18 protein-coding genes are annotated in these 21958 nt (G+C 43.3%); 13 read left to right on the top strand and 5 right to left on the bottom strand.

Annotated elements, in window-relative coordinates:
- Window positions 1–97: 97 nt before the first annotated feature.
- Complete coding sequence (locus tag DDT91_RS19465) at window positions 98–1462, top strand: RagB/SusD family nutrient uptake outer membrane protein (RefSeq protein WP_187177871.1); 1365 nt, start codon at window positions 98–100, stop codon at window positions 1460–1462.
- A 756-nt stretch (window positions 1463–2218) separates the two neighbouring features.
- Here the strand turns inward: DDT91_RS19465 and DDT91_RS19460 are convergent.
- Complete coding sequence (locus DDT91_RS19460) at window positions 2219–2497, bottom strand: hypothetical protein (RefSeq protein WP_187177870.1); 279 nt, start codon at window positions 2495–2497, stop codon at window positions 2219–2221.
- A 154-nt stretch (window positions 2498–2651) separates the two neighbouring features.
- Complete coding sequence (locus DDT91_RS19455) at window positions 2652–3158, bottom strand: MauE/DoxX family redox-associated membrane protein (protein WP_187177869.1); 507 nt, start codon at window positions 3156–3158, stop codon at window positions 2652–2654.
- 1392 nt (window positions 3159–4550) lie between these two features.
- Here DDT91_RS19455 and DDT91_RS19450 point away from each other — a divergent pair.
- Both DDT91_RS19450 and DDT91_RS19445 read left to right on the top strand, forming a co-directional pair.
- A complete protein-coding gene (locus tag DDT91_RS19450; RefSeq protein ID WP_187177868.1) occupies window positions 4551–5174 on the top strand; it encodes a histidine kinase in 624 nt (207 codons plus the stop codon).
- On the top strand, window positions 5161–5886 hold the full coding sequence (locus tag DDT91_RS19445; protein WP_187177867.1) for a LytTR family DNA-binding domain-containing protein: 726 nt from the start codon (window positions 5161–5163) through the stop codon (window positions 5884–5886). The genes DDT91_RS19450 and DDT91_RS19445 overlap by 14 nt, the downstream gene beginning before the upstream one ends.
- Here DDT91_RS19445 and DDT91_RS19440 read toward each other — a convergent pair whose 3' ends face one another.
- Complete coding sequence (locus DDT91_RS19440) at window positions 5887–8511, bottom strand: lantibiotic dehydratase (protein WP_187177866.1); 2625 nt, start codon at window positions 8509–8511, stop codon at window positions 5887–5889.
- Window positions 8512–10981: 2470 nt separating this feature from the next.
- Window positions 10982–11128 carry a hypothetical protein gene (locus DDT91_RS19435; protein WP_187177865.1) on the bottom strand — a complete coding sequence of 49 codons (147 nt, stop codon included), beginning with the start codon at window positions 11126–11128 and terminating at the stop codon, window positions 10982–10984.
- A gap of 24 nt (window positions 11129–11152) precedes the next feature.
- Here DDT91_RS19435 and DDT91_RS19430 point away from each other — a divergent pair, with 24 nt between their 5' ends.
- The 5 genes from DDT91_RS19430 to DDT91_RS19410 all read left to right on the top strand — a co-directional run bounded on the left by DDT91_RS19430 (window position 11153) and on the right by DDT91_RS19410 (window position 13896).
- On the top strand, window positions 11153–11899 hold the full coding sequence (locus DDT91_RS19430) for a hypothetical protein (RefSeq protein ID WP_187177864.1): 747 nt from the start codon (window positions 11153–11155) through the stop codon (window positions 11897–11899).
- 7 nt (window positions 11900–11906) lie between these two features.
- The gene (locus tag DDT91_RS19425; protein ID WP_187177863.1) at window positions 11907–12347 is read left to right on the top strand and encodes a DUF5675 family protein; all 441 of its coding nucleotides are present in this window, start codon (window positions 11907–11909) and stop codon (window positions 12345–12347) included.
- Window positions 12335–12565 carry a hypothetical protein gene (locus DDT91_RS19420; protein WP_187177862.1) on the top strand — a complete coding sequence of 77 codons (231 nt, stop codon included), beginning with the start codon at window positions 12335–12337 and terminating at the stop codon, window positions 12563–12565. The genes DDT91_RS19425 and DDT91_RS19420 overlap by 13 nt, the downstream gene beginning before the upstream one ends.
- Before the next feature lie 416 nt (window positions 12566–12981).
- Window positions 12982–13236, top strand: a complete 255-nt coding sequence (locus tag DDT91_RS19415; protein ID WP_187177861.1) for a hypothetical protein — start codon at window positions 12982–12984, stop codon at window positions 13234–13236.
- A 273-nt stretch (window positions 13237–13509) separates the two neighbouring features.
- Window positions 13510–13896: a hypothetical protein gene (locus tag DDT91_RS19410; protein WP_187177860.1), complete on the top strand. Its 387-nt coding sequence runs from the start codon at window positions 13510–13512 to the stop codon at window positions 13894–13896.
- Between the two features lie 238 nt (window positions 13897–14134).
- On the opposite strand, the gene DDT91_RS19405 is transcribed toward DDT91_RS19410, so the two are convergent.
- Window positions 14135–14944 carry a helix-turn-helix transcriptional regulator gene (locus tag DDT91_RS19405; protein WP_187177859.1) on the bottom strand — a complete coding sequence of 270 codons (810 nt, stop codon included), beginning with the start codon at window positions 14942–14944 and terminating at the stop codon, window positions 14135–14137.
- Window positions 14945–15474: 530 nt separating this feature from the next.
- Between DDT91_RS19405 and DDT91_RS19400 the strand changes: the two genes are divergently transcribed.
- The 5 genes from DDT91_RS19400 (at window position 15475) to DDT91_RS19380 (ending at window position 21941) form a co-directional block, all read left to right on the top strand.
- Window positions 15475–16368 (top strand): esterase family protein, encoded by an 894-nt coding sequence (locus DDT91_RS19400; protein WP_187177858.1) that lies wholly within the window; start codon window positions 15475–15477, stop codon window positions 16366–16368.
- Between the two features lie 407 nt (window positions 16369–16775).
- The gene (locus DDT91_RS19395) at window positions 16776–17459 is read left to right on the top strand and encodes a response regulator transcription factor (RefSeq protein WP_187177857.1); all 684 of its coding nucleotides are present in this window, start codon (window positions 16776–16778) and stop codon (window positions 17457–17459) included.
- Window positions 17456–18706 (top strand): HAMP domain-containing sensor histidine kinase, encoded by a 1251-nt coding sequence (locus tag DDT91_RS19390; RefSeq protein WP_187177856.1) that lies wholly within the window; start codon window positions 17456–17458, stop codon window positions 18704–18706. Before DDT91_RS19395 ends, DDT91_RS19390 begins: the two co-directional genes overlap by 4 nt.
- 72 nt (window positions 18707–18778) lie before the next feature.
- Complete coding sequence (locus DDT91_RS19385; protein ID WP_187177855.1) at window positions 18779–21106, top strand: outer membrane beta-barrel family protein; 2328 nt, start codon at window positions 18779–18781, stop codon at window positions 21104–21106.
- Window positions 21107–21668: 562 nt separating this feature from the next.
- Window positions 21669–21941 carry a hypothetical protein gene (locus DDT91_RS19380; protein WP_187177854.1) on the top strand — a complete coding sequence of 91 codons (273 nt, stop codon included), beginning with the start codon at window positions 21669–21671 and terminating at the stop codon, window positions 21939–21941.
- Window positions 21942–21958: the final 17 nt, after the last annotated feature.

Here is a 21958-nt window from a genome sequence, read left to right as displayed (position 1 = left end):
TCTTTAAATCTTCCCGGCAGTCGGGTGGTAATACTCATATTGGTTTGGTTTAGACTGACCATCTGATCTGCCGGGTTTTCCAAAACATACACTAAACATGAAAAAACTGTCAATACCCATGCTGGCACTCTTGCTCACGATCTACGGATGTGAAGGTTTTCTGGATCAAAAGCCAACCAAGTCGTTGGTGATACCCCAGACGGTGTCCGAACTGGAAGGATTGCTCGATAATGTGAATTTCCAAATGAACAATTCTCCTTCCCTGATTTTTACCGGAACGGATGACTTTTGGACAACAGATCCCGGATTTGTCGCCTTCAACTCCATTCCTGATCAAAATGCCTACTTGTGGAAAGAAGAAATCTATGATACCCCAGAGGCATCGGACTGGGTGGTTTCATACCGTCAGATTTTCTATGCCAATGTGGTCTTGGATGAGGCGTCCCGAATCACACCTGAGTCTTCAGTCTCCTTGAAAAAGCTGGAAGAGCTGAAAGCCAGAGCTCTTTTCTTAAGAGGCAAATCCTTATTTGATTTGGCGGGCCAGTTTGCCCCGGTTTACCAGGCTTCCACAGCAGACCAAGAGTTAGGTCTGGTGATCAGGACAATACCCAAAATCACCGATAAGCAGGGGAGAGCAACCTTGAGGGAAACATATCAGCGGATTATTTCAGATGTGGAGGCAGCTGAGCCTAACCTTCCTGATTCGGAGATATTCCCAACCAGGCCCACCAGAACAGCCGCACAGGCATTACTTGCCCGGATTTACCTGTCGATGTCTGATTTTGAAAATGCGAACCGTTGGGCAAAAATCGCATTGAATGCGGCAAACCCTCCCCTGGACTTCAATCAGACCACGTCTACAGGAAACTTCTCATTTACGGTATTCAATAGGGAAACGCTCTTTTACTCAGTTATGACCTCGCAGATTTTTCATTTCAGTAACTTGACCTTTGTAGATCCCCAGCTCTATAACTCCTATGAAGCGAATGATTTAAGAAAAACGCTCTTCTACCGAAGGCCTACCGCCACAGCCCCTGGATTCGTGTTTAGAGGAAGCTATTCTGGAGACTTTGCACTTTTTTCAGGACTTACCACAGGAGAATTATACTTGATAGCAGCAGAAACTGAGGTGAGATTGGGCAGGCCTTCTCAAGGGGTAGAATACCTCAATTCCCTTCTGAAATTCAGATACAAGTCTGGTACGTTTACACCTTATTCAGGACTATCCCAAGCACAGGCACTGGACCTAATCTTGAAAGAGCGAAGAAAGGAACTGGCTTTTCGGGGACTCAGATGGTCAGACCTTAGAAGGTTGAACCTAAATCCCACAACTGCAACTACGCTTACCAGAACTGTGGCAGGTGAATCCTACACCTTGCTTCCCAATTCACCGAGATATGTATTCCCTATACCGGAAGATGAGTTAAAACTGAATGGACTTCAGCCCAATAATAGATAGGAGAGTTGCGGATCACCCCCTCCGGGCCCGATCAAAGGAAAGGGTCCGGATATTTTAAAACCCGGATTATGCAGTAGGTTTCGTTATGAGGCAATTACGGGCCGCAATAGAATTGCTAATGCATATTTTGGGTTTAAACCCTTCTTCTTATCTGAAGTACATTTTTTGGGGGTGGGAGTGGCACAGCTCCTGCCCCTGTTTTTTCAATTTTCCCAATCATGATCCCTATTCCAATTTGAATGATATGGGTATCCGCATGGTTGCACCTAACCGATTTAAGTTAAGTGTTGATGTTCCAAATAGGCGGATTCCCTTACCAAGGGGGCTAAGGAGTTTTTTCATATAGGAAGATTTGCTGTTCAAGACCTACGTGCATTGTTCCGGATACACATATTGAATGATCATTTTATCCGATAAAAAAGATCTGGATTTCTTTCATCTAAGGGAGTGATTTCCCGAATGGTTTTGTTGGTAAAGCAAGATTTGAGCTATATGATCCAGCCTTCGAATTGTGGCCTATATTTTTATTCTGTATTTCCGCTTTTATACCAGTAGCCTTAGCTGGCTTATGAAATTTCTCAAAAAGGCAGAAATCAAGAATCCTTCGGTCACTTGTACTGAGCTTGTCGAAGTATCGGTCCTCGGTCTTCCGACCCATTAAACAAAGAGAATTTGGCTGGTGGTGCAATAGCTGACAATCATAAAAAAATAAAACCCATCGGCAAAACCGATGGGCTTAGGGTTAGGCAACTTTTCTCAATCTGCAATTGGCAGTTCCTCTGCATATTTCACAAAGGTTCCGACTTGAATCACTTGTGCCCCGGAGTTTGGTTCTGATCTCAGACAGTTTCCGGTATTGATACAGCGGTAGGTATCATCTCCCGGTTCCACTTCCGTCAAATCATACCAAATCGAAGGATTCTGAGGATCCTGAGCAAACATCCCTGTTTGCACCTTGGCTGGAGTAAAGGCAAAAGTCGCAAAGGCAACCAAGCCCAATACCAAAAGGGAAATACTAAATTGTGTTCGTCTCATTCTTGGCCACTTTTTTTAACATTTCAAAAAAGTCGGCAAAACCGTTTTGGTTGTTGACTTACTCTATTTCGGGTTTTCAGTTTCCCCCGGCAAAGGCCACCTGTAAGCTTCTGGACCCAAACAACATCAGCTTACTTCTGGGTCGGATAGTCCTTTACTTTTTTAAATGCTTAAATTCATTGGTGGGATATCCCTGATAGAGACCTACCATCGAAATCAAAAGAAAGGCAAGGTTGAGGAGTAGATGTTCTCCCCACAGCAGTCGTCTGAATAATCCTGCACAACTGCAAGGCACAACGGGAAATGCCCCAATCCAAACTAATCCCACATAAGTGCTGAATGAACTTAATAAGATGGATGAACATAGGAATCCAAACCATCTTGACTTTGGGAAAAAGAGTAAAAGCCCCAAAAGAAGCTCAAAGAAGGGGAGCGAATAAGCTAAATAGATAGCCCAATCCTTAGGTAAGGGTTGATTTAAAAATGCTCTGTAGTGCGTCTCCCAATCAAAGTATTTATCAATGCCGACATAAAACCACATGATCATTAAGATTAAACCTAAAATAAATGTCGTCCATTCGGATTTTGACCGATCTGTCCTGCTGCCATGATCCACCAATACGGATGGTCCACTCATTATCTGTCCTTTAAAATCCTTCATTTGATACCTTGTTTTTTACTAAATAGATTATAAATGTTAGGTTTTCAGTTATTTGTGTTCCGATATCTTGATGGGGAAGTTCTTTGATACATCTTCAAAAACCTAAAAAAAATGACGAACGACAGATTCAAAAGGAGATGTGTCAGTTGTTTAATGATTTTCGTTTGGTAGGGGATTAGAAGGCGGTGGTTTCAAAATCACCTTTTCAAATGGATGTGAATTTTGACCATTTTTTGGATCAAAATAAAAAACTAATTCCTCCTTGAATTTCGACAGTTTAAACTACTAAATTATGATTTTATAAAAAAGGTAGTTGATTTGAATTAAAAAATGATATTTTAGAATCGCTATAGCAAAGGAGTTATTTAGACTTAATTTTAGTTTGTGCAATAGTTTTAGTTTACTTGTTGGAAATGCTATGATAAAGATGGAACGTAGAATTATCTATGCCCAGGATATCATGATTGTTACTGGCAGAAGTAAATCATATGCTTACAAGATTCTTCAGAAAATTAGGGTGTGGTTAGGCAAATCAAAACACCATATGATCACAATAGAAGAATATGCCGAATTTCATGGTATTAAGGTGGCAGATGTGAAATCATCTGTATTTGGATTCAAAAATGAAAACGGATCCAAGGATTGAATCCGTTTTGATTTTGGGTTTTTGCCCACCGGAATGTCGATCCGGTATAAGTGTTTCTTAATCTAGTCTTTTAAAAACAGACTGTGCCGTCTGTACCTTGATGGTTAGCCATCATCCAATTTTAGCTTACCTGACTCTGGTAAAAGGAGGTAAGCACTCTCGGAAAAAACTTGTGGTGGTTTTTCCCCTCTTCTGGTCCGGATTGACACTTCTTTTTACCTCAAAGTGCTCGATATCCGGCTTCATCGTTTGTACCTGTGCCATGTTCTTTTTTTTCTTTTAAAGCTATGATAAGCATCACCCCATTTCAAAAAAGATTGACCAACTACAAGTTTGAAAGGATTTCTGATCTGATCCAGTTGATTTTTGAGAAACCCAGATGGTATATTTTTATCTTTTGGTCAGTTTATTTCCTGTTCGATCTGATTGCTACCCTTTTCTTATTTCAGGAAATATCCGATTTCTTCTTTCCTGTTTTTAATTTTATAGGGGGAGTTCCGCTCATTACTTTTTTGTTTTTCCGATATTTCCCGGGAATAAAATCAAGAGGTTCATTTTTTGAGGTTCAGGTCGAATTGATCACCATCTTTGTAATGATTGCGTCAATCAAACATTTGTTGATCATTTTCTTTTGGGGGTCGATTTATAGTGGTTTTCGTGAAGAAATAATATTCGAGATCCTTCGAACCCTCCAGTTTGGATTCTTCATTTTTATTTTATGGATGTTACGTGAAATAGTAATAGCCATGAAAAAAATTCATGAGACGGATATGTCTTTGTCACATCTGAAAATTGCTCATGAACAGCTTACCTTAAGTCCACATTTTGTATTGAATACCCTAAATAGTATCGCCGGCCAGTCTATCCTTTTTTCTACCGATCTATTTCATCAAATAGGTGCATTTTCAAATTTGATGAAACAATCCTACAAAAATGTGGAAGAACCCCATTTTCTCTCCGATGAGATCGAATTCCTTAAAAACTTTTTGGCATGCCTTCACCGAAGCAAAAAGAAATGTTTCATCAACCTCGAACTAAAGCAAAACCTCCCTTTTGAACTCGTGGAAGTTCCAAGGCTTTTACTTGGAACCCTGATGGAAAACATCCTGAAATACGGGGTATGTAATTCAAAAAATGAACAACCTGTGTTTCATGTCAATCTTGAAGAATCACCTGGGGGAGAAAAAATTTTAGTCTGCTATACGGTTAATAAAATTGATTTAGCTAAAAACTTGCCAAGATCAGGCCATGGATTATCAACACTATTGAAAATCCTAAAACATAAATATGGCGATAAAGCAAGTTTAACCTATTCCAGCTCAAATCATGAATTTTCAACCTTTTTAATAATATACTATGGAAAGAATTAAAGTTGGAATAATCGACGATGACCCGGATGGGTTGAATGTTCTAAAATTTTGGATAGAAATGACGGAATTTTTTGATGTGGGTTTCGCAGAAACTGATCCCATCAAAGGCTTGGATCTTCTTAGAAATAAATCCGCCGATATTTTAATCACGGATATCATTATGGATAAAATGAATGGGTTACAATTGGCGTCACTGGTAGAATCATTGGGCATTCCGGTAATTATTTGCTCTGCCCATGATAAATATGGTTATGAGAGCTTTAAAGTAAATGCCATCGATTTTGTTAGAAAGCCCGTGAATTATCCCGAATTAATTACAGCATTGAATAAAACAAGAGATTCCAATGTGGCAATTGCTGCGGTAAATGAAATTGTAATCAAGAAGAACCTATTATTCATTCCTGAAAATGGAAGTAACTCTTTCTCAATTGTAGATATTTATGACATTCAATTCATCAAACAGGAGGGAAATTACTCCGAAATTCATACTGCGGATAGAAAATACCTATACCAAGTTTCCTTGAAATCTCTTTTAGAAGTACTTCCCGCCTTAGACTTTCAGCGCACGCATAAATCTTATGCCGTCAACATTAATGAATTAAAAAGCATGTTTACCGATAGAGTAGTGTTGAAATCGGGCACTCCAATTCCCATTGGTAGGACTTTCTATAATGACCTGAATAAAATTTTGAAAGGGAGGTCATTACTTTGATTACAGATCTTCTCTTAACTTAAAAATCGTTTTCCTAAGCTGCTTGCTTAAGAGGTCAAAAGCCAATTCTTCAAATTCAGAAGCCTGATCTAAAAATACCCGGTTAATCAATAGATGAAAGTGGTTTCCGCCCAAAAAGGAAGCCTTATCGGTATTCGCTGACCAAGGGTGGGTTTTTATTTTGGAATAATAATGAAATCTCCATTCCTCAGAGACATGCGTCTCGAAGTAATTCATATTGAATTTATTTCCCTCTTTAAAAACAGGGAACCTATTTTCCTTTAAACTTGAGGTTTTTGATTTTTTAAGTAATGTCCTTTCAATTTTCAATCCACGGAAAATCTCAAGCCCAATTCCCACAACCAAGCTTAGTTTTTCGTTTATACCCTCGGGTATTAAGTTGGCAACTAATTTTGATTCAAGGCAAAATAGGTGTTCAGAAATTTCTAATCCTTCTGAACTGAATTTTCCTATTTCCGGAAAATACTGGGACTCCTTAATCCCGGTACTTTCTGAGAAATCAAAAAATATTTCATAAATAATTTTGCGGATTTTCTCCTTGTCTAAAACTCTTAAACATTTGATTCGAAGTCTTATTTCTGGTCTATCACAGAAATAGTACAGGTAAAAAAAATCAAGTGCGTCTTTCTCTAATACCTTAGAAAGAGATTGAAGGAATACAGTTAGCCTTTTCCTATGGAAATCAGGGATTAAAAAGATCCTGAAATAGACCCAGTTTCCTCCCTCATCGATACAGGCTAGGTTAACAGGCAATTTTAAAGTTTCAATTTCTTTATTTTCACCAGACGGCTTGCCCCAAATATATTGGGGAAAAATTTTTTCAAGGTTTTCTGAAGTTTTATCTTCATCATTTATCCATAAGCATTCCGTTAGGGTTAATACTCTTTTTTTCTCCAATTCTTTTTCCAATATCTCAAAATCAGTAGGATTACCTAAATCCAAAAGAAGCTCTTGATCCAGGTTACCGATAAGTACCCGATTTGGGACTTTCTTTTGCTCAAGATATTCCCTGAGGCTTGGCTGGCTTTTGTCATTTTCTGTTTTTCGGATAAGCCACCTTTTCGGCTGAATGATAATTTGCCCCCAATTGATCTGTGGCAAATAGTCAGCAGTAACATACATGGAATCAACATAGAAAATGGGTTTATAGGAGTATTGATGCGAAACTTCCCATAAGATTCTACAAAGGGGATGACTGATAAAATCCGGATTTAGGGGATGTTGAATTACTGGGATTACCTCTTTCTCTAATCTTGAAGAGTATAACTTTATTTGGTCATCTACGATCCCTATGTGGAGGTTTTTTAAATCAAATTCATATTCAGAACTAGATTCCGACAGTACATTAATACAATAGGAGAATAGATTGATATGATTACTGATAAAATTTTCCTTTTCTCCTTCAAATAGTAGCACGTCTGCATAGATTACACCATCGGCTTTTGATTTTTGTTCTTGAAAAAAGGATTGTATTTCTTTTTGATAGCTAAATCTTCCCGAATACACAAAAGGTCTGTTGTACACAATATTGTCGATCAGAATCCTCCCATCCTTCAAACATCGAAATAAGACCTGCTTATGCTGGATTTCTTTATTTTTAATTTCTAGGTTAAAATATTCCTTCTTCAAATCAATATGAGAAATCCCATTCCAGTTCTTTTTAGGTATATTATTTTCATTTTTTGTTTTCGGATTATTTCCATCTAAATTAAGATAAGGAATAATAGTCCATAAGAATTGAAGAGGGACAAACCTGTCATCAAAGTATTCAAAAAGTAGTGCTTTAAGTTCTTCCAACAATTCACGCTTTTGAAATACAGCGATACTGTCAATTTCATCTAAGAAATTATCTAGCTGATTTTTTATCTGTTTTTCAAGCTTGAACCTATTAGTAATAAAAACATCTTTATGGCTAATCTTATTTTGCTGTTTCCTTAAGATATGGACATTCCCCTTGCATGGTATGACAAGTTGTGTATTAACTATGTATTCCCAAAGTTCATCAACCTGATTACATGCTAATTCAGGAAAAGCTTTCTTGAAATCTATTTTCTCAAAAAATATTTCCTTTAGAGATAATTCTCTGATTCGTTGAACTAATAGGTTGTCAATAACTTTAGAGTACCTCCATACTTCCTTTTCAAAATCAAAATTCCAGAATTTCCATCCATCCCCCCATTTTTCCAAACTTGGATTTAGACAAACCTTGAGTTCAGTTTCACTTATACTTTCTTTTTTGATCTCTTTCTGGATCAGGGTTTTATTTTCATATAGGGATTCAAGTTTTCCCTCTTCCCATTTGCCAATTCCAGTTCCTGCCCATAGGCCGAATGGAGTGGGTCTATACTTTCCTCGTAAAAGGTATTTGTATAAGGTGATTCTTTCCCGCTTGCTCAATTGATCGGGATATTTATTCCTAATTGATTTGTAAAATGAATCGCTGGATAATGAAATTGCTTCTAGGATATAATTCCAATTTGAATAAATATCAGATTCATCACTTATAGAGAATTGAACTAGCGGAAGGCGAACAAGAAATCCCATAGCTTTTTTTCCGAATCCTAACAGGATAAATTCTCTTCTGCCAAGAAAAATGACCAACATCAATTCTATCTGGATGAACTGATTCCTGGAGTTGATTTTTTTGAAGTAGGTGGTAAACGAATGCTTGTTGCCCGTTTTGGAGCAAGTCCACCGTTTTGCGCCATTTGCCGTAAGTCACTGTTGTCCTGCTTCTCCAGAAGCTGGACTCAATCTGTCGACAACCCGACAACCTGACAACGCGAAAACATTGACTTCCAGACACTTTTCACCTCCGTGAGTGTCACCACTCACAGCTTTTATCAGCAACGGTTGTCCTGCTTCTCCAGAAGCTGGACCCTATCTGTCGACAACCCGACAACCTGACAACGCGACAACATTGACTTCCAGACACTTTTCGCCTCCGTGAGTGTCATCACTCACGGCAACTCACCAAGTTGTCCTACTTCTCCAGAAGCTGGACCCCATCTGTCGCCAACCCGACAACTGGACAACCCGACAACCTCCAAACTCCCAAACCTCCATACTCCTTGCCAACCCCATTTCCCATGATAGTTTGTCCCAACCAGTCCCACTTTGTCCCATAAAAACTTGAGGAAAATTAGTGGCTTCGCCTCCGTGATTGTCCACACTTCGCCGCTGTGAGTGTCACCACTCACAGCTTTTATCAGCAACGCTTGTCCTGCTTCTCCAGAAGCTGGACCCTATCTGTCGACAACCCGACAACATTGACTACCAGACACTTTTTCGCCGCCGGGAGTGACATCACTCACGGCAACCCACCAAGTTGTCCTACTTCTCCAGAAGCTGGACCCTATCCGTCTACAACCCGACAACTGGACAACCCGACAACCTCCAAACTCCCAAACCTCCATACTCCTTGCCAATCCCATTTCCCCTGATAGTTTGTCCCAACCAGTCCCACTTTGTCCCATAAGAACTTGAGGAAAATTAGTGGCTTCGCCTCCGTGATTGTCCACACTTCGCCTCCGTGATTGTCCACACTTCGCCGCTGTGAGTGTCACCACTCACAGCTTTTATCAGCAACGGTTGTCCTGCTTCTCCAGAAGCTGGACCCTATCTGTCGACAACCCGACAACCTGACAACGCGACAACATTGACTTCCAGACACTTTTCGCCTCCGTGAGTGTCACCACTCATGGCAACTCACCAAGTTGTCCTGCTTCTCCAGAAGCTGGACCCTATCCGTCTACAACCCGACAACTGGACAACTCGACAACCCGACAACCTCCATACTTCCTAACTCCCATTCTTCCTAACTCCCATACCTCTTTTCCATTGCGCTGGTACCATGCATTGTTTTCCAAATCATGACCTTATACCAGCGCTGAAATCAATCGCATTCTAAAATCCGGGGGTTAAAACCCCCGGCTATTGAAATGTTGGACCCCTACAGGGTCATAACGATTTTCCGTTCCTCGACATTTGGAATGCCAGTTGTCCTGCTTCTTCGCCTCCGTGAGTGTCATCACTCACGGCAACTCACCTAGTTGTCCTGCTTCTCCAGAAGCTGGACCCTATCTGTCGGCAACTGGACACCAGAACAACTTGAAAACCCGACAACTGGACAACCCGACAACCTCCAAACTCCCAAACCTCCATACTCCTTGCCAACCCCATTTCCCCTGATAGTTTGTCCCAACCAGTCCCACTTTGTCCCATAAAAACTTGAGGAAAATTAGTGGCTTCGCCTCCGTGATTGTCCACACTTCGCCGCTGTGAGTGTCACCACTCACAGCTTTTATCAGCAACGGTTGTCCTGCTTCTCCAGAAGCTGGACCCTATCTGTCGACAACCCGACAACATTGACTACCAGACACTTTTTCGCCGCCGGGAGTGTCATCACTCACGGCAACCCACCAAGTTGTCCTACTTCTCCAGAAGCTGGACTCAATCTGTCGACAACCCGACAACCTGACAACGCGACAACATTGACTTCCAGACACTTTTTCGCCTCCGTGAGTGTCACCACCCACAGCAACTCACCAAGTTGTCCTACTTCTCCAGAAGCTGGACTCAATCTGTCGACAACCCGACAACTTGACAACGCGAAAACATTGACTTCCAGACACTTTTCGTCTCCGTGAGTGTCACCACTAACGGCAACCCACCAAGTTGTCCTGCTTCTCCAAAAGCTGGACTGGATCTTTCGACAACTGGACAACCCGACAACCTCCGCTATCTGTTACTCAAAAAAGCTTCAGCTTTTTTCTTTGCGGCCTTGAAAAGCTCAATCAAAGAATCAAGGAATGAAGTTCCGAAAGAGCTAAACCTCTGATCAACTTAAATCTTGGAGTTCTTTGCGGTAAAAAACACTCCGCCTGCTTGTGCCCACAGTCTCTAAACTATCCTGGAACCCCGACAACCGGACAACCGGACAACCCGCCAACCTCCATACTTCCAATCTCCCAAACCTCCAAACTCCGATACCCCCTTTCTTCCCACTTACCCACTACCAAAGCCATATCAAAGCTGCATCAAAGCTACATCAAAGCTGCAGTAAAGCTGACTTTTAGGATGGCCCGCGATAGGTGTCAAGTCCACAGAATGTACAGAGTCCATATAGTCTATATTTTCTCCATTTTTTCATAGAATCCACAGATTCCACCAATTCTACATTCAGTTTGATTTTCAGTCCCTTGCCTTCAGATTTGGACATGTTTCACGCTAAAACAAACATGCAATGGCAAGACAATCAAGTTTTCTAAAACTCGAAGGGACCATCGGTGATGTGACCTTCTATAAAGGACGAAACGGTTTCAAAGCCCGCCAAAAAGGCGGTGTCTCCAAAAACAAAATCCTGAATGACCCTCGGTTCAGACGTACCCGCGAAAACCTCCAGGAATTCTCACGGGCTGCAAACGCTGCCAAATTCCTCAAAGATGCGTTCCGCGTCATCGCCCTCAAATCCAGCGACGGCAGTCTGCACAACAGACTGTACTCCATGGCTACCAAGGTGATCTACTCCGATGCCCAAAGCAATAGGGGAGAACGCAAATTCGAACTCGGAAACATGCAACTCATGAAAGGGTTCCAGTTTTCCAAGCAGTCCACCATCGAAAACACAATATTCAAGCAACCGGCAATTGTGGATGGACCTGATCAGGTGACCGTTTCCTTCCCGGCAATGGTACCGGCAACTTTCCTGCGCACATTGGTCAATACGACCCATTACAGGATTTCTCTGATCCGGGCCAGCATCAACTTCGTGGAGGCAACCTACTCCGCAGATGCAGTGACATCGGGCGAACTTCCAATCTCGGTCGAAGAACAACCGGCATTGACACTCACACTGCCAAAGCCCGCCGCTCCGGATACACACCACTTCTTTGCACTCGCATTGGAGTACCTCCAAGTGCTGGAAAATGGATCAAAGTATGACCTCTACGACCTTACTCAGAACCCCGCCACAATCCTGGTGGTTTCCTGATAAAGCCATGAAGATCATCCTGGAAAGGGAATATTGGCCCACCAGCACACATGGCAGCCTCTTGATCAATGATAAACTCATCTGCCATACCCTGGAAAGCCCCAAAATTCCCGGAGATCCAAAAAACTCCTGCCTTCCCGAAGGTTCATACCTTCTCCTGAAGGAGGATCAGATGCCCTTTCTATCCTTAAAAAAAGACCATAAAGGAGACTTTCTCAGTATCCTGTGTCCTAAAGGTGTGGTTAGGGTGGATATGCCCCAAATGATTATTCCTGTCCAAAAAATTCAGTCTGAAGGCGTGGGAACCTGTTCCCCGAAGGCCTTCTACAAACTGATGCAGGCCTTGACAAATGCGAATCAGCCTCAGGATACCTTTCGTCTGGAGATAAGGAGCTGTCCGGACAAAGCCCTGAACCTGGCCTGTTGCCAAATCGCATGGATGGATTAAACGTTTGGGCAGTTGGGGGAGGAGTCATCGCGCTCCTCCTTTCTACCATCGCTTATTTCCTTAAGCTCCTGATCGAGGACCTAAGGCAGATGGGTAAAGAATTGGGCAAACTCAAGGAAGTGGTCGTTCGCCTACAAAGCGAACAAGCGCTGATCAAAACACTGCTCCAACAAGCCGCCGGCAGCAAAACCCGAAAAATCCCCCCGTGGCCCGAGTAAGCAAAATAGGTGACGAGTTGCCAGCCAGTCTAAAAGAGTGGTAACCGGGTAGCTAAAAACAAGATGCAAGAAGCAAGAGACAAGAGCTAGGAATGAAGATTCATAATGTTCTGTCTAGTCTCTTGTTTCTAATCTCTTGTCTCTTATACGACTGGTAGCTAGTATCTATTATCTAGATGCAATAAGCAAGAAGCGAGATACAAGAGCCAAGAATGAAGATTCATAATGTTCTGTCTAGTCTCTTGTTTCTAATCTCTTGTCTCTTATACGGCTGGTAGCTAGTATTTATAATCTAGATGCAAGAAGCAAGAAGCGAGATACAAGAGCCAAGAATGAAGGATTCATAAGGTTCTGTCTAATCTCTTGTTTCTTGTCTCTAGCCTCTAATTTCAAACTAGTAATTTCAAATCAAAACAATGAACACACTTCAAGAACTCCAATACCGGGCCGTTGCGCCCACGCCTCCTTTCTTCCAAAAGTTGAAGAGAGTGGGATTGATAATCGCGGCCGTAGGAATAGCCGTGGTCACTGCTCCGGGATTCGTTCCCGAGCTGGTGCAGTCCATCGCAGGCTACGCCATCACGGCAGGAACCATCCTGGTCAGCATTTGTCAGTTGACCGTGGATGAATCCCGACTCGAGGATAAGCTCCTCTCGGGCATCAAGAACTAGTCAAAATGTTTAGTAAATCATTAACCCGGACAGGCTTCCTGTTCGGGTTTTTTCATTTTCCGGATTGGATCAAGACCTAACTCGGCGCAATTCTGCCGATTTGGCGCCAGTTGTCCTGCTTCTCCAGAAGCTTCGCCGCCGTGAGTGTCACCACTCACGGCAACCTACCAAGTTGTCCTCCTTCTCCAGAAGCTGGACCCTATCTGTCGACATCCAGACAACTGGATAACTGGATAACCAGACAATTCGACAACAGGACAACCTGACAACCCGATGCTTCGACTAGGCTCAGCACTGGCAACCGGACAGCGCGAAGCTGACAACCCGACAACTGGACAACTGGATAACCCGACAACTCGACAACAGGACAACCACTTACTCTTTACAGCTTACCACTCCCAAACTTCCCAGCCTCATTGCTCCCCAACTCCCATACCTCATTGCTCCCATACCCCCCAACTCCCATACTCCTGTTTTCCTGCTTCTCCAGAAGCTGGACCCCATCAGCCGCCATCCCGACAACCCGATGCTTCGACTAGGCTCAGCACAGACAACAGGACAACCTACCTTCGGCAGGCAGGCGCGAAGCTGCCAACCCGACAACTGGATAACCAGACAACTAGACAACCCGACAACCTGACAACCCGATGCTTCGACTAGGCTCAGCACTGGCAACCGGACAGCGCGAAGCTGACAACTCGACAACAGGACAACTGGATAACCAGACAACTCGACAACAGGACAACCTGACAACCCGATGCTTCGACTAGGCTCAGCACTGGCAACCGGACAACGCGAAGCCGACAACTCGACAACAGGACAACTGGATAACCAGACAACTCGACAACAGGACAACCCGACAACCCGATTTGTCACAAGGTCAATTGACTCTTTTCCTTTAGGATTGACCAAGTTCCTGACCTTCAAGATCTACCAAAAAACTCCAATCTTTCAAATGGCAATCCTGGGAAACATTGGGAGTGGTGCACACCTGTTGAACCCCGGAAATCCTGAAAAGTGATTTGTTCTCATCCAGTGAAATAGACTCACCGTATTCATTGAAAAATCCTCCGTATGTTTTTTGCCAGATGACCTCGCCCATTTCGTCGGTACGGATCAATAAAATGTCATAATTACCATTTCCAAAGGAACTCGTTGAACCCAAAATGAGAAATCCACCACCAGGTACAGCGATCACACCGGCTGCCTTGTCATAACTGCTTCCCCCATAGGTTTTCTGCCAAAGGATCGTTCCGTTATCATCTTTTCGGGTCAATTCAATGTCGCATTCTGTATTCGACCCGCAATTGATCGTTTGGATTTCAAATCCTTTGGGAGGGGAGGACCGTGAAAATTCTGGCTCTGAAAAAAGCCCGCTGCCTTTCCATACGGAGGTTGTAATCAAAATCAGGGAAGTGGCAATCCAGAGAAATTTCTTGGAATGAAGAAGGGCAAAGAAGGTCTGCATAACTGTCAAAGGTTTGGATTTAAGGGATTCTTTTTCCGTGATTTCCACACTTGACTCAAAATCTCCAACTTCAATCTGGAGCACTTCCATCAGTCTGGTCTTGGTATATAGACTGGGTTGCACTTCTCCTTTTTCAATGCGCTGAATGGTCCTTAAGGTTACCCCGCATCGATCTGCGAGTTCACTTTGGGTCCATCCCATGGCAATACGACGGGACTTGATTTGAGTGGTGTAGTTCACTGGACAAATTTGACTAGTACAGACTTCGATTAAAACGCCAAGACTATGACATCTAGACGACATCTTTGATTATCCCTTGTTCGAGAGGATTCCTTTGAAAGATCCAGTCGGATATAGTTTGGAAACTCCTTTTGACTGAAAACCCTTTTTCTCAAAATAGCAATTGAATTAACGCTATGGCAAATCTTTGCCTATATTTCCGGCACTCCTTACTTTCGGCCAAACCACTTTTGATGAGGGACTGTAATTAGCTTGTCAATGTATCCGTTATCGGTAGCCTGTGCTGAACACCTCACCGACGAGAGTCGGGAAGTTCGAAGCATCCAGCCCTTAATTCAATGAATATTTGGATGGTGTTGTAATTGCGGAAAGGATGCACGGTACTTTGAAAGTAGCTTACTTCAAGGGTAAAAGGACTAGTAAAAGCCAATTCTTGGACTTCTTCGGTCTTCTAGCCCATAATTAGGGGGTATTCGTCTGCGGGCAGAATAACGAATAATCAGGATAGCTTAAAATCAATATTCAAATCAATGATAATATCCATAAGAAAAATTAAAATCCTTTGCGTTTTCCTAGCTGCTTTTTTGATTGGATATTTTGTTTGGGGAAAACTAACAAGTCCTTATGGAGTGCAGAAAGTCAGCTTCATTCCATCAAAATCGGAAACGTTTACAAAAGGAAAATTGAATTTTTCTATATACAGAGCAAGCAATGGGGTTAATCAAGATGTCATTTACCATTTTCACGGAAGAAACCTGGATCATACAATCTGGAATGATGACACGTATTTTACGGCTTTAATTCAGTCCCATTGGCAAAAAACAGAATTAAAACCTCCCACAGTTGTTTTAATTTCCTATGGTCCTGAATGGTTACTTACAGCTAAAAATTCTAAAGAAGAAAGTGGCTTAATGGATGACTTCATTTCCAATCTACCGTTTATTGAGTCCAAAATCGGTAAACCCAGAAACAGAATTTTAATCGGCGAGTCCATGGGCGGACTCAATGTTTTAATCTTAGGACTTAGTCATCCCGAATTGTTTTCCAGAGTGGCATCATTATGTCCGGGTGTTTATGTAGACTCTCCATTTTCAGATTTAGATAAAATAATGGCAGCAATGAAACGTACAGGAGCAGACCCCAAAGTGGCACTTGGAATTTACTTGATGGCTAAAAAATATATATCAAATGAGGAAGAATGGAAGAAAATTTCACCGATTGAATTAATCAAAAAAGCCAATAGTCAATACCCCGAACTCTACCTGTCTTGTGGACTTTATGATAAATTTGGCAACTACGAGGGTTCCGAAGCGCTGGCCAACCTGGCAGTTTCGAAAGGAGTGAAAACCCAATGGCAACCATTGTATGGGGGGCATTGTGCCGTGGATATCTACTCATTATCAAACTTTTTAATTATCAATTAATTGGACTTCAGGCCTACCCCAATTGCCGGGACGGATTTTTCGCCGCTATGAGTTTCACCACTCACAGCAGACAACGGTTATCCTGCTTCTTCAGAAGCCTCGCCTCCGTGAGTGTCACCACTCACGGCAAACTACCAAGTTGTCCTATTTCTCCAAAAGCTGGACCCCATCTGTCGCCAACCCGACAACTGGACAACTGGACAACTCGACAACTGGACAACTCGACAACAGGACAACCTGACAACCCGATGCTTCGACTAGGCTCAGCACAGGCAACCGGACAACGCGAAGCTGACCCCCCCCCAACTTCCCCTTTTCAAGTAGTCTTCAAACTTGCTTCAAGGTTAACCGGTATTTTTAGCGCTAAACACCTACATTTTTACAGGAATAAAAGGAAATTGAATCCTATGAAAATCCTTCTAGTCGAAGACAATCCCGAACTCACCCAAAACATCTGTCAATACCTATCCCAGCAGGGCCTTCTCTGTGAGGCGGTAGCCACGCTTTATGAGGCCGAGGACCGGATTCTCTCCTTTGATTATGACTGTATCCTATTGGATTTGATGCTGCCGGATGGCAATGGGCTTCAACTCCTTCAGACTATCAAAACCGCTCATCCCCAATGGAATGTGCTGATCATCTCTGCCAAAGATGCACTCGACGACAGGCTGAAAGGCTTGGATTTGGGAGCTGACGATTACTTACCCAAACCCTTCCACTTGGCAGAGTTGCTGGCTCGTATCCGGGCAATTTTTAGGCGTTCCAAACTCGGAGGATCGGATATGTTGGAGTTTAATGAGATTCAGATCAACCATCAAAGTCTTGAAGTGACCGTACTCGGCAAACTTCTGGATCTGACCAAAAAGGAATTTGACCTGTTGGTTTTCCTCCTGACCAATAAAAACAAAGTACTCAGCAAGCAGGCCATTGCCACCCACCTTTGGGGTGACTACACCGATGATTTGGCCAATTTTGACTTTGTCTATCAGCATATCAAAAACCTACGGAAAAAAATCTGTGCCGCAGGAGGGAAGGATTACCTGACCACGGTATATGGGTTGGGTTACAAATTTGACTCCAATGCCTCATGAAGCTGCTGAACCTACTGACTACACTTTACCTCCTGCTGACCCTTGCCACCCTGCTGGTAGGTGGAGTATTTATTTACCAAAAGCTTGAATCTGAAATTGACTTTGAGCTGGGCATGGAGCTGGAGAGACAAATCGATGCCTTTGCAGGAAGGATTGCCCAAGGGATCGATCCGGAAGCCTTACAAAGCGAGCGATTGGAGATCAAAGTCTTACCCTCCGAGATGGAAGAGGAAAGTCTCAGCCTTCGGGACACTATTGCCTACCATGATCCCATGAATCGGGCGGAAAAGCAGCTTAAAGCCAGCAAATCGGTAAAAATCGACGGAAGGCATTACCGAATCTCCTATTTCAACCTTGTTGTCGAAACGGAGGACATCACCGAAACGGTGGTTTATACCATGCTGATTGTATTGCTTGTCCAGCTTTTGGCAGTAGTCTTTTTCTTTCGAAGCATCTCCAACCGCATCCTTAGACCTTTTCAACATACCTTGGGAAAAATCCAACAGTTCAGTTTCCAAAAAAATCAACCCTTGGTCCTAGAGCAAACCAACATTCGGGAATTTGCACAGCTCAATCAATTTCTGGAGCGGATGTCAGCCAAACTGCTAAAAGATTACCGGCAGATCAAGGAGTTTTCGGAAAATATCTCCCATGAAATCCATACCCCTTCGGCAGTGATTCGGGGGAAATTGGAACATCTGATGAATCTTGAAATTACCGAAGAACAAGCACATCTGATCCATTCTGCCTACCAAAACAATGAGAAAATCCATCGGATTGTCAAATCCCTTGCTTTGCTTGCCAAATTGGAAAATGAAGAGTTTGAACAGCCTGAACCCGTCAATCTAACTCAGCTGATCAAAAGCAACCTAGAGATGCTTCAGGAACTCATTCAGCTGCGCGGGATCGAGCTTCAGTCTGCAATCAGCAAACCGATCACCGTGCCCATGCACCCCCATGTGGCTGAGATCATGATCAATAACATCCTCAGCAATGCCATCAAACACAATCAAGCCAATGGATGGATCAAGGTGGAGTTAACTGAAAAAGAATTGGTGGTTAAAAACTCCGGCAAAACCCTGCAATCAAAACCAAATGACTTGCTGGAAAGATTCCAAAAGGAATCTCAAAATCCGGACTCGGTTGGCCTTGGTCTGGCCATTGTGCAACAGATTTGCAAAACTTATGGGTTTGACTTTAGTTATGAAAGCGAATCCCAGGTGCATGTGATGCGGATACGATTTTGATTTTTTACTTCAAAATTGATTCAGATTGTCCGCTTATTCTTGTGGGGAAAGCTAGTAAACCAAACTATTGTGATGATCCGTGCAGCATTGATTTTATTTTGTTTTTCCTTCATTATTTTCAAATCTACGGCCCAGGAAGCCCAAGTCAGCGGGAAACTAATCGATGAGGAAACCAATACTCCTCTGGGTTTTGTGCAGGTAGCGATCTTTGAAACCGGGAATACCACTAGTCCGATTACCTATTCAGATTCAGATGACAAGGGAAATTTCCTCCTTAAAGTCAAACCTGGAACTTATGTGTTTCGAGCCTTTTTCATTGGTTACAAAGATTTTGAAATCAACCCTCTGAAAGTTGAAGGGCCGAAAGACCTGGGGACGCTTTCCTTGAAAAGTGAAAACCAGAATCTAGAAGAAGTGGTCGTAACCACCTCCAAACTCCCCGTCAGGACGACGATGGAGGGCATTACCATTACTCCGGAAAACAACCTCGCCAATTTGGGAGGTACACTTTTGGACATTCTCCGAAATACTCCTTCTATTTCCGTTTCCGAAGACGGAGCGATTGCGCTTCGAGGAAGTACAGGCACCAATGTGCTGATCAATGGGCGGAATTCTTCTTTGACTCAAAATCTGGATCAGCTTCCGGCGAGTGCGGTGGAAGAAATTCGAGTGATCAATAACCCCAATGCTCGATTTGATGCCGAGGCAGAAGGCGGAGTGATTGATATTATTCTGAAAAAAGGTCAAGAACTTGGAACACATGGAGGCCTTGAGGCAACCTATGGCACCCGGGATCGAATGAACCTGGGAGGAAGAATCAATCGACGGACTGCCCAATGGAACACCTATGCAGGATACAATTATAGGGACTGGAAAGATGTAGGAAATCGACGATCTACCCGGGTGCTTTTCGAGGAGGAAGAAACACTGCGGCAAAACACCTCCAATTCCAGACGAAATGCTGGGCATAACCTGAATTACGGAGCGGATTACTATTTTGGAAACAATATATTGAGCTATGAGGGGGTGTTTCAGTCCAGTTTGGACCGCCAAACCAATACGCTTTTTGCAGAAATAGACCGTCCGGGATTGGCGTCAGAAGCTTCCAATTACGTGCGAAGAAACAATGAGACCGAAAGTGATGACGGACTGGATAACGCCTTGATTTTTGAGCACAATTTCAAAGATAAAGGCCATCTCCTTCGAGCTACTGCGAGTCATTCCTATCGAAACCAGTTCAAGACCCAAAACATCTCCATTTTCAACGGTACGCTCGATCCACAACCCGAAAATCAAACTGGACGTGAGCGGGCTTTTACCGATGAAGTGAGGAACATTTCCGTAGTCCAAGTCGATTACATTCGTCCTTTGGAAAGCGGAAAATTTGAAACCGGACTCAAGTCCAATATCAGAAAGTTTGACAATGACTACCGCTACGAGCGGTTCAGCGAGACGGAACAGGGATTTGTCGAGGATCCACGAATCAGCAATCGCTTTATCTACGAAGATCAGATTCATGCGGGCTATGTGGTGTTTTCCCAGACCAAACCCAAGTTTGAGTACGGACTTGGCCTTCGTGGGGAATACACGATCGTAGATACTTACCTGGCCAATACGGATGAAGCCAACCGTCAGGATTATTTCAACCTTTTCCCCAGCGTACAGGGACTATATCACCTGAAAGATAAGCATTCACTCAAATTCACCTACAGCCGACGAATCGATCGGCCAACGGCTTGGAGATTGAATCCATTCCCGGACATCACCGATAGCCTGAATGTACGTCGTGGAAATCCCAATTTGCAGCCCGAATTGATTAATTCCTTTGAGTTTGGGCACTTGGCCAATTTTGAAAAGGCGAGTTTGACCACCAACCTGTTTTATAGAAAAGTCAATGGGCAGTTGGATTTTATTACCATCGTGGAAGACGGGATTTCGTATTCCCAGCCCGATAATTTGCTATCTGCCCAATCGTATGGGGTAGAGTGGATTGGAACCGGCGAGGTAAACGAGTGGTATTCGCTTAATGGTAGCGTGACGGTATTCCGGATTGCGGTAGATGGATCGAATATTTCTGAGGAGTTTACCAATTCCGGATTTTCTTGGAATGCTAAGGTAACACAGGATTTTAAGTTGCCGTTTGGGTTTAATTTCCAGTTGGCCGCCAACTATGACTCACCGGAAGTGGAAGCTCAGGGAAGAGATCTTTCGCAGTATTTTATCGACGGGACGATTCAGAAAAGCTTCTTGGAAGATCGGGCGAATTTCTCTCTGTCAGTTCGGGATATTTTCGATACCCGACGTTTTGCGGGAAATGCCTTAACCAACCGGTTTTCACAGGAATTTTATTCCAAGCAAGAAACCCGAATCATTCTGTTGTCAGCGAGATATAATTTTTAACCGGAGTGCTTCTCCAGAAGTTTCGCCTCCATGAGTGTCCTCACTCACGGCAAACTACCTTCGCCGGGTCGTATTCCCGATTTGGCGCAAGTTGTCCTGCTTCTCCAGAAGCCGGACCCTATCTTTCGACATTCCGACAACCCGACAACCTCCATACTTCCTAACTCCCATACTTCCCAACCCCCATACCTGTTTGTCTCTTCGCCTCCGTGAGTGTCCTCACTCATGGCAAACTACCTTCCTGGTTTGGCGCAAGTGTGCCGATTTGGCGCCAGTTGTCCCGCCTCTCCAGAAGCTGGACCCTATCTTTCGACAACTGGACAACCCGAAAACCTTCATACTTCCTAACTCCCATACTTCCCTACCCCCATACCTGTTTGTCTCTTCGCCGCCGTGAGTGTCCTCACTTACGGCAAACTACCTTCGCTGGGTCGTATTCCCGATTTGGCGCAAGTCACAGTTGTCCTGCTTCTCCAGAAGCTGGACCCTATCTGTCGACAACTGGACAACCCGAAAACCTCCATACTTCCTAACTCCCATACTCCCCAACCCCCATACCTCCATGCCTCTTTTCCAATACGGTGGTACTGAGCACGGTATTCCTGTTGTCCTTCGCCTCCGTGAGTGTCCTCACTCACGGCAAACTACCTTCGCTGGGTCGTATGCCCGATTTGGCGTAAGTCACAGTTGTTCTGCTTCTCCAGAAGCCGGACCCTATCCTACAACAACCCGACAGCGTGACAACATGACAACCTCTGATCCTTATTACTCAAAAAAAGCTTCAGCTTTTTTTCTTTGCGACCTTGAAAAGCTCAATCGAAGAATAAAGGAATGAAGTTCTAAAAGAGCTAA

The sequence above is a fragment of the Algoriphagus sp. AK58 genome, assembly GCF_014324365.1.
Classification (GTDB): Bacteria; Bacteroidota; Bacteroidia; order Cytophagales; family Cyclobacteriaceae; genus Algoriphagus.
Note: the sequence above shows the minus strand (reverse complement) of the source record. Positions and strands in the feature narration are given on the sequence as shown.